At 42.1% G+C, this 13983-nt stretch carries 10 protein-coding genes; 1 reads left to right on the forward strand and 9 read right to left on the reverse strand.

The features are described from left to right. Positions 1-11: 11 nt before the first annotated feature. Positions 12-764 carry a tRNA isopentenyl-2-thiomethyl-A-37 hydroxylase MiaE gene (gene miaE / locus PAUR_RS12690; RefSeq protein ID WP_192508087.1) on the reverse strand — a complete coding sequence of 251 codons (753 nt, stop codon included), beginning with the start codon at positions 762-764 and terminating at the stop codon, positions 12-14. A 273-nt stretch (positions 765-1037) separates the two neighbouring features. Between miaE and PAUR_RS12695 the strand changes: the two genes are divergently transcribed. After that, positions 1038-1637 (forward strand): Yip1 family protein, encoded by a 600-nt coding sequence (locus tag PAUR_RS12695; protein ID WP_192508088.1) that lies wholly within the window; start codon positions 1038-1040, stop codon positions 1635-1637. A gap of 99 nt (positions 1638-1736) precedes the next feature. Here the strand turns inward: PAUR_RS12695 and purF are convergent, their stop codons facing one another. The 8 genes from purF to PAUR_RS12735 all read right to left on the reverse strand — a co-directional run bounded on the left by purF (position 1737) and on the right by PAUR_RS12735 (position 13839). After that, positions 1737-3263: an amidophosphoribosyltransferase gene (gene purF, locus PAUR_RS12700; protein WP_192508089.1), complete on the reverse strand. Its 1527-nt coding sequence runs from the start codon at positions 3261-3263 to the stop codon at positions 1737-1739. A gap of 17 nt (positions 3264-3280) precedes the next feature. Beyond that, positions 3281-3775, reverse strand: a complete 495-nt coding sequence (locus tag PAUR_RS12705) for a CvpA family protein (RefSeq protein WP_192508090.1) — start codon at positions 3773-3775, stop codon at positions 3281-3283. Between the two features lie 60 nt (positions 3776-3835). Next, a complete protein-coding gene (locus PAUR_RS12710) occupies positions 3836-4522 on the reverse strand; it encodes an SPOR domain-containing protein (RefSeq protein ID WP_192508091.1) in 687 nt (228 codons plus the stop codon). Positions 4523-4537: 15 nt separating this feature from the next. Further along, positions 4538-5791: a bifunctional tetrahydrofolate synthase/dihydrofolate synthase gene (gene folC / locus PAUR_RS12715; protein ID WP_192508092.1), complete on the reverse strand. Its 1254-nt coding sequence runs from the start codon at positions 5789-5791 to the stop codon at positions 4538-4540. Between the two features lie 24 nt (positions 5792-5815). Then, positions 5816-6691 (reverse strand): acetyl-CoA carboxylase, carboxyltransferase subunit beta, encoded by an 876-nt coding sequence (gene accD, locus PAUR_RS12720; RefSeq protein ID WP_192508093.1) that lies wholly within the window; start codon positions 6689-6691, stop codon positions 5816-5818. Between the two features lie 293 nt (positions 6692-6984). After that, on the reverse strand, positions 6985-7782 hold the full coding sequence (gene truA / locus PAUR_RS12725) for a tRNA pseudouridine(38-40) synthase TruA (RefSeq protein ID WP_192508094.1): 798 nt from the start codon (positions 7780-7782) through the stop codon (positions 6985-6987). Positions 7783-7985: 203 nt separating this feature from the next. Next, positions 7986-12179 carry a FimV/HubP family polar landmark protein gene (locus tag PAUR_RS12730; RefSeq protein ID WP_192508095.1) on the reverse strand — a complete coding sequence of 1398 codons (4194 nt, stop codon included), beginning with the start codon at positions 12177-12179 and terminating at the stop codon, positions 7986-7988. A gap of 4 nt (positions 12180-12183) precedes the next feature. Next, complete coding sequence (locus PAUR_RS12735; RefSeq protein WP_192508096.1) at positions 12184-13839, reverse strand: FimV/HubP family polar landmark protein; 1656 nt, start codon at positions 13837-13839, stop codon at positions 12184-12186. Between the last annotated feature and the right edge of the window lie 144 nt (positions 13840-13983).

The following is a 13983-nucleotide window of genomic DNA, read 5'->3' on the forward strand; positions in this document are numbered from 1 at the left end:
AACAAAGCAACTTATACTGGATATCCTGAGTGAAATTTAAAGTCTGTATCTGGGGAAGTGATCAAGTCCGCTTCTACTTCACCAAAAAACGTCACTCGTTCAGAAATATCACCACCAGCAATCTCTTCTGCCAGTGTTAAATAATCTTGATAGTGGCGTGCTTCTGAGCGCAATAAAGAAACATAAAAGTCCCCAAGCCTTTTATCAACATGAGGCGCAAGCTTAGCAAAACGCTCACATGAACGAGCTTCAATATAAGCACCACAAATCAACTTATCAATCATCGCATCCGGCTCATACGTTTTAACATGACGCAGCATCCCCTTTGCATAGCGGCACGGGGTAATGCTGCGATATTCAACACCATACTCATCCATGATCTCTAACACTTGATAAAAGTGATGTAACTCTTCTTTAATCAGAATTACCATTTTATCTATTAAATCTTGCCCATATGGTGAATTAGATTTTGGGATCACTGACTTTGTGAGTTTATTCTTGTCAGGAAGCGCACGCCAATCCCCTTCTCGCTTATAAATGAGTGTTTCAAAGGGCTTTAACCACTCTAATAAGGCGTCAGCACTGTCTTTATCAACTGCATATTTACGTATCAAGAACATCGCTGACTGGGCTGCTTTGAGCTCGCAGATCAGATGGTCAATTAAGACAATTGATAAATTATCTGGGTCAATTGCTGCTTCAATCCACGCTTGAGGTGTTTCACATTGTAAGAATTGTTTAATTGGGTGTAATAGCTCGTCCAAGGGTTACATCTCTTCTAAAATTCAGGAAAATAGGTCTTATGACTCTTAATTTTGCGCAACGCGAGCAATTATACCATAACCCTACCCAACACAAGTAGTCGATACTTCGCCTTGAACCGACTCGGTAAACAGGTTTTACTTCATCTGTTTTCAAATAATTCAAAACTTTTCAATTAGACGAAAGTTTAACCTTTTCTTGACAAAAATTGAGCAGTCCCTCATAAATTATATGTGCAGTATAAAAATAGTACCGACAACAAAAAGGGGCATAATATGATTTTTAACCATTTGTGGGGCTTATACGCTCACCCACTTGAAGAGTGGCAAACAATAGATAACCGTCATGAAAGCGTAAAGTACAGCCTATCTCATATTGCAATAATCGCATTGATCCCAAGTATTATGGGGTATTACTCATCCGTTCATCTAGGATGGGAAATTGGTGTTGGAGATGCCGTTTATTTAACACATGAAAGCGCACTACTTATTGGCATTGCCATGTATACAGCACTCATTTTAGGTATTTTTGCCTTATCGTACCTTGCACATTGGATGGCGGTTACATTTGGCGCAAAACCAACATTTACCCAAACTTTAGAGCTCTCTGCTTATACAGCAACACCTATGTTTATGTCGGCATTCTCAGCATTTTACCCTGAACTTTGGTTTGTGGTGTCTGCGGGAATGGTTGCCTTAGCGTATTCTGTTTACTTGCTCTATACAGGTGTGCCAATACTTATGCATATTCCTGAGGAACGCGGGTTTATCTATGCCAGCTCTGTGGTGACTTGCGGTTTGATACTACTAGTGATTATATTAGCTGCAACAGCAATTTTATGGACCAATGGCATAATTAGTCCTACATTCAATTAGGGGTATCGAAACCGACACCCTTTGCTTTTATCCTAAATTAAAAAGGAGCGACTAGTCGCTCCTTTTTTGTTTTAATGAACCTGTTAACTGACTATAAGGTTATTCACCTTCGTCTGTTTCTTGGTTATGTAACTCTAAACTAGAAGACATGGCATGTTCACGTGTTGACTTAGCTGAATCATTACGTAATGCATCAATGCGATTCAAATAATTTTGATCAACATCTCCAGTAATGTATTCCCCATCAAATACTGATGTTTCGAATACTTTAATCTCTGGATTCTCTTGACCAACAGCAGCAATCAAATCATTCAGCGATTGATAAATTAAGCCATCGGCGCCAATGCTTGCGTTAATATCTTCAACTTCTCGTCCGTGCGCAATCAGTTCTGCCGCAGATGGCATATCAATACCGTACACGTTAGGGAAACGTACTTCTGGTGCTGCTGATGCAAAATACACATTTTTTGCACCGGCTTCACGCGCCATTTCAACAATTTGCGCCGATGTTGTACCACGTACAATTGAATCATCAACAAGTAAGACGTTTTTGCCTTTAAATTCACTGTCGATTGCATTGAGCTTGCGACGAACTGATTTCTTTCGTAGTTCCTGCCCCGGCATAATGAATGTCCGGCCAATGTAACGGTTTTTCACAAACCCTTGGCGGTACGGCAAGTTCAACTCAGACGCTATTTCTAACGCTACATCACAAGATGTTTCTGGAATAGGAATAACCACGTCAATGTCTTTGTCTGCCCAATCTCTTGCTATTTTCTCACCCAATTTAGTACCCATATTCATACGGGTCGCATAGACTGACATATTATCAATAACTGAGTCTGGGCGGGCAAAATAAACAAACTCGAAAATACACGGTGCATGTTGAGTTTTCACTGCACAGATTTGTGAATGCAATTGTCCATCTTCGGTTACATAAATCGCTTCGCCTGGCGCGACGTCACGAACAAACTCAAAACCATCAATCTTTAACGCAACACTTTCAGAGGCAAACATATACTCAACACCACAGCTCGTCTCTCGTTTGCCAAAAACCAGTGGGCGAATGCCGTTTGGATCTCTAAATGCAAGAATACCATGTCCGATGATCATCGCAATACTCGCATAACCACCTGTTGCCTGTGCATTTACCTCGGTAATTGCATTAAACATGTCTTCAGCATCGAGTTTCATCTTGTTAGGTTTACCTAACTCATGTGCCAATATATTTAATAAAATTTCAGAGTCTGACGTTGTATTTACATGACGGCGCGCCGTGGTAAATAAACGCTCTTTAAGTGCTTCTGCATTGGTTAAATTACCATTATGAGCAAGACCAATACCAAAAGGAGAGTTCACATAAAAAGGCTGAGCTTCAGCTGAGCTAGAAGAGCCTGCTGTTGGATAGCGCACATGCCCAATGCCGATGTTACCTTGTAGGCGCTTCATATGACGTGTATGGAACACATCTTTTACTAAACCATTTGCTTTACGTAGACTAAACGTATTATTGTCAATAGTAATTATGCCAGCAGCATCTTGGCCACGGTGTTGCAAAACAGTTAAGCCATCATAAATCGCCTGATTTACAGGAGAAGTTCCGACTATCCCAACGATACCACACATGAAATTTTCCTCGCCGATTAACGGTTTACTGAATTTAAAAAGCTGGAGTTATGCTCAAGGTAGGTAAAAAACCACTCTATCACAAAGCCAAATTCAGGGATCAAAGTAGATGCTGACCACCACTGCGTGCCAGGCGCACTAGTGAATGCATCCAGAAAAAACAATAAGGCGCTGACGACCAGTACGCCTCGTAAACCACCAAATACGATTCCGAAAAGTCGATCGGTGCCAGACAAACCCGTGCGCTGCACAAGCTCACCTAAGATATAGTTAACAAACCCACCCAACATCAAGGTCACAATGAATAATATGGCAATTGCGGCCGCATTTCTTAAAAGGGGTTCTGAAATGGAAGTGAGAAAGGTTGCTAGATATTGATAAAAAAGACTAGAGATAAAGAATGCGCCAATCCATACGACTAGAGACATAGCTTCTTTGACGAAACCACGAAGTAAGCCAAATAATGTCGATAACCCGACAATACACAGTATAGCGTAATCAACCCAGATCATAATAACCAATAAGTCGTTAATTTGGGCGCATTCTATAAGAGCCTAAAGGCAATTACCAGATCATTTTGCAATATTGAACTGAGTAAGACGACCATTCAATTTGGTTAATTCTTTCAATTTAGATAGCTTAGATTCGAGTTTGGTCTTATCCAAGTCTGGGCCAACAAACACTTTGGTCAATGTACCATTAGGCGTTTTTACTGGTCGTGTAAAAGCTTTAAAGCCAGCATTGTGTAACTTTTTAACCAACGCATCCACATTCGGTTTATGTGAAAAGCTACCCAACTGAATCACATAAGCCATTTTTGTCAGGTTGGAAGTGCTATTACGCACCGGGGGAGCGACTTTGGGCTGAGACTTTACTGTGACTTTTTCTGGTGCAGGTTTGACTTGTTCTTGCACAGTTGCGTCTGTAGTAGACACATTTACACTACTATTTTTCGTCTCAGATTCATCGGCTTCAATCTCACTATTTACTTCAGCTACTTTTACAGCAGGTTCAAGTAAATGCTCATCGTCTGCCTCAACCTCCTCAATAGCCTCACCACGTATCGTTGGGCCGTTCTCTACTCGCAGGTTTATTTTCGATTTTAAATCGACTGTCGTAAACTCAGGACGTTCTGGGATGGCTTTAAAGCCTTCTTTGTAGTGAACCTTTTCACCATCAAGAATATTGGGAATAAAAACTATGGCCGCAACAACGACGATACTTGTTCCTACTAGACGGTTAATAAATCCTGAGTTCACGTAATTACTCTCTATTTATTCAAAATATGCAATGGCATCTGCCACCGTGAAAAATGAGCCAAAGATAATCAATACAGTCTGCTCATCTAGTATTGGTACAATACAGTCAAGCGCCTCTTGAACGCTGTCAAATACCTGACTCGATGCTATGTTTGGTATCAATGTTTGTAAGTTGGTTGCTAATTCTGCACGAGGGTTTTGCAAAGACGCACATGACCATGTATCTACTAAATCAACCACTTCATTGATAACACTCAATTTATCTTTATCTGCAAGCATAGCGATTAATGCATGAATTTTAAAGCCCCGCGCTTTAAAGTCATTCAATTTATGTGCTAAATACCGTGCTGACTCTGGGTTGTGTGCCACATCCGTGAATACTCTCGGCTGCGCACTTAACTGCTGAAAACGGCCTTCAACTTGCAAATCAATCAAACATTGCCTAATGACATCTTCTTCTGGTAATAAATTTAACCGTGCCAATGTGGTTAATGCTGTGGTGACATTTTGCGCTGGAATAGAGGGCTTAGCAAATTCATAATCAAAATCGTTATAAATCCACCTAAACCCCGTAGGCGTAGGAATAAATAAAAAGTCACGCTTTGACAGTATCAAATCAGCGTCAATTTCAACGCCATAATCGGTTACTGTATGGGGTATTTTTAAATCCCCCACAATAGCTGGCGTATCTTTACGGAAAATACCTGCTTTATCGTACCCAACTAGCTCTCGGGTATCTCCTAAATATTCCTTGTGATCTAAATCAATCGTCGTGATCACACTCGCATACGGTGTAACAATATTGGTCGCATCATGCCGTCCACCTAACCCAACCTCAAGAAGGACAAAGTCGACTGCAAAGCGCTTAAAAATAGCAAGCGCACCCAATGTGCCATATTCAAAATAGGTTAAAGGGGTCTCTTTTCTACCCAGCTCTAATAAATGAAAAGCATCGACATGCACTTGATCGTCTAGTTCTTTTCCATTTATTCTGACACGTTCGTTATAACGACTTAAGTGGGGTGATGCATAGGTACCAACACTATACCCTTGAGCAAGCAAAAGTGACTCTAAACAACGTGCGGTTGTTCCTTTGCCATTTGTCCCAGCGATAAGAATAATTTTGCTTGGCGTGTCAAGTAAGTCAATATTTTGCGCAACTTCTCGGACTCGTGCTAAACCCATTGCAATATTCGCAGGGTGCACACTTTCTAAATAACAAAGCCAATCATCAAGGGTTGACGATTGGCTGGGCGTCTGAATTGTCATAAACGTAGCTTAAACTAAAAAAATTTACGCTACTCTATGCTCTTGTTCAGTTGAAGGCAAGTCCATAAACTTAGCAAGTATACGTGCTAAAGTATCTCTCATTTCGCGTCGGTCAACAATCATATCGATTGCACCATGCTCTAATAAGAATTCACTGCGCTGAAAACCATCTGGTAACGTTTCACGTACAGTTTGTTCAATAACACGTGGGCCCGCAAAACCAATAAGTGCTTTTGGCTCTGCAACATTAATATCACCTAGCATAGCAAGCGATGCAGAAACCCCACCCATAGTTGGGTCGGTTAACACTGAAATAAATGGCAAACCTTTCTCACTCATTTTTGCCAACGCCGCACTTGTTTTAGCCATTTGCATTAACGACATCAAAGCTTCCTGCATACGTGCACCGCCAGATGAAGAGAAGCATACCAATGGCATATTATGCTCTAAACTTTGGTTCACTGCGTCAACAAAACGCGCGCCAACAACAGAGGCCATTGACCCGCCCATGAAAGCAAATTCGAATGAAACAGCAGCAACAGGCATACCTTTCAAACGGCCTGTCATAGCAACCAACGCATCTTTTTCGCCGCTTACTTTTTGTGCTGATGAAATTCGATCTGAATATTTTTTCGAATCTTTAAATTTTAGTACGTCTTTCGGCTCATGCTGAGCACCAATCTCTTGAAGGTCAGCATCGTCTAAAAAATACTCTAAGCGCTTACGAGCGCTTAAACGCATATGATGATCACATTTAGGGCAGACATTTAATGACTTTTCAAGTTCAGCTTTATATAAAATAGCATCACAATCTCCGCATTTTGCCCATACACCTTCAGGAATTTCTTTTTTACCCGAAGCTTTTGCTGTTTTAGGTAAGATCTTTTCTAACCAACTCATTTGCAACTCTCTTGTGCTAATTCTGTGTCGCGACGTCTGTAAATACAGACAAACTGATTCAATTAAACCATGATTTAGACTACAACGGTATAAAAAACTGGTCTTAGTAGTCATGCCATAATACGAGCCACAACAAACAAATCAATAATAATTTACTTATATTTATTATAATAAACATTATTGATACTTATGACTAAATTAGAATGGCCTCGGCTCGAAAATAATTTTTACACAAGTTCACTATCGAACGCATTAATAACGTTTGTGTTATTAATGACGAATCAACTAACGTATTATTCAATGTCTTTATTTGGTAAAAATAATGGTCCTAGTGACGTAGACGGTATTCCCCACTTTTCAGGATAATCCACATCCACTAAATACAAGCCATTTGGTTTTGCCGTTGCGCCTGCTTGTGTGCGGTCTTTAAGTGTTAACAGCTCCGCCATCCACTGTGGAGACTGTTTCCCCATACCAATGTCAGTCAAACATCCAGTGATATTTCGGACCATATGATGCAAAAATGCATTCGCTTTAATATCAATAACTAAATAATCATTTACGCGCTCTACGCTTAAATGGTGAATATTACGAAACGGGGTATTCGATTGACAATGTACCGCCCGAAAAGAGGTAAAGTCTTGCTCGCCTAACATGGCAGGACACGCAGCCTGCATCAAATTTTCGTCAAGGGGATGATGAAAATGCGTTACACCACTGCGCAGTATTCCTGGTCGATATGCATGGTTATAAATAACATATCGATACCGTCTCGCCGTCGCACTAAAGCGTGCATGAAATTCATCATCAACTTGCTGCGCATAGCGTACCGCAATATCGTCAGGCAACATCGAGTTTAAACCCAAAGTGAAGGCGCTCATGTCTCGCTCAGCATGGGTATCAAAGTGAACAACTTGACCGGTTGCATGCACACCCGCATCGGTGCGCCCAGCGCACACTATATCAATAGGATGATTACAGATACGAGATAATGCTGTTTCCAGCTCTTGCTGTACACTATTTACGTGAGGCTGGCGTTGCCAGCCACTGTAATTTGCCCCGTTGTATTCTATTCCTAATGCTACACGCATATTCACTTCTTATCTCAATGTTTTAATAGCCGAGCATTTTATGCGATCGCCCGCATGAATAAAAGCGTGCTCGTGATACTTAGCTTATTTATCGCCATTAACCCCTGTACTACCGAAATTATTCAATTTATAGATATGGGCACCACTCAATAAAAAAGGTATAGCAAGCTATACCTTTAATCACCTTCGTTGATTTGATTCATCTAGTGCTCAAGCTTACTTTGTAACGCTTGCGCTTCTCTTTGAACCGACTCAGGGCCATTCTCTAAAACTTCTTGGATAACTCCCATAGCACCATCATAATCTTCAATTTCAATATAGGCACGAGCCAAGTCGAGTTTTGCGGAGAAACCATCTGCTTCTAAGTCAACATCGGTTGCATTATCCCCTGCTAGAAACTCATCAAAATCCCCTAACCCAACATCCATATCTGCTTCATTGTAAGGTTCATCTGAGGGTTCTAAATCATCACTTTGAGATAACAAATCATCGATATTGACAAATTGATCTTCCTCTTCAACTTCATGCTCTTCTGATACGCTAGCAGTATCCGTCTCGTTTAACTCGGTTTCTAGCTCGTCACTCAGTAATGATTCAAAATCAACTTCCACTTCATCCAAATCATCAATATTCACAGAGTCTGGTTCAGATAAATCATTAAGCAACGCATCAAAGTCTGTGTCCGATAAATTAGACATAAACTCACTTTCAATTGCCGCCTCATCGATTTCTAATTGCTCTGTATTTTCTTCCTCTGCTGACAATGTATCTAAATTAGATAAAAACTCATCTGGAGATACCGTTTTTTCAACATCATCAGTGGAGCCTGAATCTTCCTCCTCAAATTCAAACTCAGGTGCATCAGCTAAATTGGATGGCTGTATAGCTTCATTTTCAAGTGCTTGCGTTAAATCAGATTCAACAGACTCCGCAACGTCATTTACAGGCTCATCTGCCCTCTCTGCTTGTTCGTCGAATTCACCTAATGTGTCATCCAGTACTTCATGATGCGTCTCTGCGCTGGCATCATCACTGTTGTCACTACTCTCTGGCTCTAACGCTTGTGCTAGATCCGGTTCAGGCTTATCTGATTCCGCAACATCACTTGCAGGCTCATCAGCCATCGCAGCTTGTTCGTCAAATTCACCTAATGTGTCATCAAGTACTTCATGATGCGCCTCATCACTGGCATCATCACTCTCGGACTCTAACGCTTGCGCTAAGTCGGGCTCGGGCTTATCTGATTCCGCAACATCACTTGCAGGCTCATCAGCCATGGCAGCCATCGCAGCTTGTTCGTCAAATTCACCTAATGTGTCATCAAGTACTTCATGATGCGCCTCATCACTGGCATCATCACTGACGTCATCACTCTCGGACTCTAACGCTTGCGCTAAGTCGGGCTCGGGCTTATCTGATTCCGCAACATCACTTGCAGGCTCATCGGCCATCGCAGCTTGTTCGTCGAATTCACCTAATGTGTCATCAAGTACTTCATGATGCGTCTCTTCGCTGGCATCATCACTGACGTCATCACTGGTGTCATCACTCTCGGACTCTAACGCTTGCGCTAAGTCGGGCTCGGGCTTATCTGATTCCGCAACATCACTTGCAGGCTCATCAGCCATGGCATCCATCGCAGCTTGTTCGTCGAATTCACCTAACGTGTCATCAAGTACTTCATGATGCGCCTCATCACTGGCATCATCACTGACGTCATCACTGGTGTCATCACTCTCGGACTCTAACGCTTGCGCTAACTCGGGCTCGGGCTCAACAGATCCCGCAACATCACTTGCAGGCTCATCGGCCATCGCATCCATCGCAGCTTGTTCGTCAAATTCACCTAATGTGTCATCAAGTACTTCATGATGCGTCTCTGCGCTGGCATCATCACTGACGTCATCACTGGTGTCATCACTCTCGGACTCTAACGCTTGCGCTAACTCGGGCTCGGGCTTATTTGATTCCGCAACATCACTTGCAGGCTCATCGGCCATGGCATCCATCGCAGCTTGTTCGTCGAATTCACCTAATGTGTCATCAAGTACTTCATGATGCGCCTCTGCGTTGGCATCATCACTGATATCATCACTCTCGGACTCCAACGCTTGCGCTAGATCAGGTTCGGGCTCAACAGTTCCCGCAACGTCACCTTCTAACTCATCAGCTATGGTAACTGGTTCCTCGTCATGCGCTTCATCAAGCAAAGCGTCAAACTCAGAAGAGCTCAATTCTTCCGGTTCATCATCCATTGATTCTAACGCATCTTTCTCGTTAAACTCAGGAAGCGTTTCTATATCTGATAAGGAGGTATTATCGCTATCATACGGTTCTTCTATAGTATCGTGTTCCTCATCAGCAAATGACAAATCATGCGTATCATCATGCTCATCATCCAAATCGCCATCTAAAGAACTTTCAACTAAGTCATTCCCTTGTAAAGCTTCCGAAAGTGCTTGTTCGGTTTCACTTGAAACCAATCGAGTTTCCGCTGGTTCTGTGTCCAATGCCAGTTCAGGGTAACTTTCCAACTCAATACTCGGTGTTACGGGGTCTGGCTCGAAAAACACTTCACTTTCTGATAAATCAACGTCTTCTAATAACGGATCATCCCCTAAATCAACTTCCGTTTCGTCGGCTAACTCATCATCCCAGTCATTGCTTTCCTGATCATCAAGCTCATTTAACAACTCATCGACGCTTTGGAACTCTTTTGGCTCAGCATTGCCAAATGTAGTCGGAACCTCTTCCTCCTCATTCAGCATCCCTTGTAAAAGATCTGCATGCTCAGCTGATTCTTGAAGCGAAGCAGTATCAGCTTCTTCCAAAGGTCCTAACTCATCAAGATCAAAATCACTCTCTGATAGTTCACTCCTATTACTTTCTGTTACCGCTTCAGACTGTAGTTCAATATCTATTTCATCTAAGAGGTCATCAGCAATATGGTTATTTGCTAAACTTGAACTTAATTCAGCATCTACATTGACATTAGATAACTCTTCTACACTTTGCGTATCAAGCTCGTCCTCAGCAACATCCAATAAACTATCTATATCTTCGATGTCCAACTCATCGTCAATAGCTTCATGGAAATCTTCACTACCTTCTTCTACCGATGCTAGATTTGATTCCAACTGCGTGGCAGATTCTGGCTCCACTTCATCAACAAGCCCATCAATGTCATCTGCATCAAGCTCGTCATTTTCTTCTTCTAGCAACTGCGCGGCAGTTTCTTGCTCTGGCTCCACGTCATCAATAAGCCCATCAACATCATCTGTATCAAGCTCGTCATTTTCTTCTTCTAGCAACTGCGCGGCAGTTTCTTGCTCTGGCTCCACGTCATCAACAAGCCCATCGATATCATCTGTATCAAGCTCATCATTTTCTTCTTCTAGCAACTGCGTGGCAGGTTCTTGCTCTGGCTCCACGTCATCAACAAGCCCATCGATATCATCTGTATCAAGCTCGTCATTTTCTTCTTCTAGCAACTGCGTAGCAGGTTGTTGCTCTGGCTCCACGTCATCAACAAGCCCATCGATATCATCTGTATCAAGCTCATCATTTTCTTCTTCTAGCAACTGCGTGGCAGGTTGTTGCTCTGGCTCCACGTCATCAACAAGCCCATCAACATCATCTGTATCAAGCTCGTCATTTTCTTCTTCTAGCAACTGCGTAGCAGGTTGTTGCTCTGGCTCCACGTCATCAACAAGCCCATCAACATCATCTGTATCAAGCTCGTCATTTTCTTCTTCTAGCAACTGCGTGGCAGGTTGTTGCTCTGGCTCCACGTCATCAATAAGCCCATCGATATCATCTGTATCAAGCTCATCATTTTCTTCTTCTAGCAACTGCGTGGCAGGTTCTTGCTCTGGCTCGACTTCATCAATAAGCCCATCGATATCGTCTATATCAAACTCGTCGCTCGCTTCTTCTACCCGTTCAGGTTCCGAAACCGTCTCATCTAAGAGCCCATCAATGTCGTCTATATCAAACTCGTCGCTCGCTTCTTCTACCAGTTCAGGTTCCGAGGCCGTCTCATCTAACAACCCATCAATATCGTCTATATCAAACTCGTCGCTCGCTTCTTCTACCCGTCCAGGTTCCGCAGCCGTCTCATCTAAGAGCCCATCAATATCGTCTATATCAAACTCGTCGCTCGCTTCTTCTACCAGTTCAGGTTCCGAGGCCGTCTCATCTAACAACCCATCAATATCGTCTATATCAAACCCGTCGCTCGCCTCTTCTGCCCGTTCAGGTTCCGAAGCCGTCTCATCTAAGAGCCCATCAATATCGTCTATATCAAACTCGTCGCTCGCTTCTTCTACCAGTTCAGGTTCCGAAGCAGCCTCGTCTAATAGACCATCGATATCATCTAGCCCTAAATCGTCCTCCAATTGACTATCTAAGGTAGTTGAGCTCGTCGCTCGCCTCTTCTACCAGTTCAGGTTCCGAAGCCGTCTCATCTAACAACCCATCAATGTCGTCTATATCAAACTCGTCGCTCGCTTCTTCTACCAGTTCAGGTTCCGAAGCAGCCTCGTCTAATAGACCATCGATATCATCTAGCCCTAAATCGTCCTCCAATTGACTATCTAAGGTAGTTGAGCTCTCAAGTAATGAATCTATGTCATCATCACCAACATCTACATCATCAGTTGGTGACGCTTCGTCTAAAATAGAATCAATATCAACATCTTCTTGTTGATCGGTAGCTAGCTCCTCACTCAATGCGGCAAGCGCATCATCACTAATATCTAATTCATCATCATTACTTTCATCTGCATTAGATACTTCATCAAATAAATCATCTATGTCGCCAGAACTTAATATATCGTCCTCAGATTGCTCAATATCTAACGCGACTTCGTCTCCTAATGCATCTGGTTCATCAAAGTTTTGCTGTAAGAAATCATCTAAATCATCCCCACTATTTAATTCATCAGCTTCGTCATCAAATACAATATCATCGCTCAATAATCCGTCTAATTCATCAGCATCTAAGGTATCATTACTTTCTTCAAAGGAGTCGTCCTCTAAAGAATCAAACATAATGTCATCATCTTCCGGCAGCATACCGTCGTCCAACTGAACACTTTCCTCTGGCGTTTCTGGTGCGACAACAGGTGGAATATCTAAGTCAAGTGGATCGTTTGACGTTTGAGGAAGAAATTCGTCCTCACTACTGTCATTAGAGGTAGGTGATTGGTTGCGCTTCTTCAGAAAAAATACGATTCCACCAATCGCCAACAACGCTGGTAATATTGACATTAGTAGCAACATGATGGGATTAGAGAGAATATCTTCCCCACTAAATCCCGTATTACTTTGTTTTTGTTCTGCTTGTTGAGCTAACAATTCATTCTGTAAATCAATGACTGATTTTAGCTGTTGCTGTATCTGGCTATCTTGTCCAAGTTGATCTCTAACTGTTTTTAACTCATCAGATATATCGCCAAGCTTCTTTTTTAGTTTGTTATTTTCTTCAAGAATGTCTTGGACACTGCTCACTGAGTTTTTAAATTGATTTTGCAATTCAAGTAACTTGGAGTCTTGCTCCATTTGCAATGATTTAAGTCTATTTGTTAATTCTACTTTAGCTTTTTCAACATCAACCTGGCGAGCTTGAGTAACTTTTCTATTTGCCTCTTCAATAGAAGTATTATCAAGCATGCCATTTTTTTTCATTTCCCATAAGGCATCATCTTGATCCGATTTTTGTTTCGCAAACGTTGGGTTTTCTTTGCGCATTTCTCCCAAAGTTGGAATACGTAAATATGCACCATCACGCATATGGTTGAGGTTTTTATCTAAAAATGCGTCAGGGTTTTTTGTATAAAACGCACTCATTACTTGATAAATAGTTACAGACTCGTCGGAGCGCACCTTTTTGGCAATTCGCCATAAAGTGTCTGAAGGTTTGATAGGCCCTATCGTTCTACCTTGCATGCCATAATCAGCGTCTTTGGGGCCCTTGATTTGAGCAACCTCTTGCGTAAAGACGGGCATGGTGATCAGTGCCAAGGCAAAGATACAAAAAAAGACGAAACCGCGCATGTTGATCCTTTCTGTACAATGTTCAGCATCTCGCCAAACATTTAATAATGCTAACAGGTAGCTTTTGCAAGCTCTATTCCAATTGCAAACTATAAACCAGTTGTCTACGAATATCCATTGCAACGTATTGAAATTTAACATGCT

The organism is Pseudoalteromonas aurantia 208, assembly GCF_014858725.1.
In the GTDB taxonomy this organism is placed as follows: domain Bacteria; phylum Pseudomonadota; class Gammaproteobacteria; order Enterobacterales; family Alteromonadaceae; genus Pseudoalteromonas; species Pseudoalteromonas aurantia.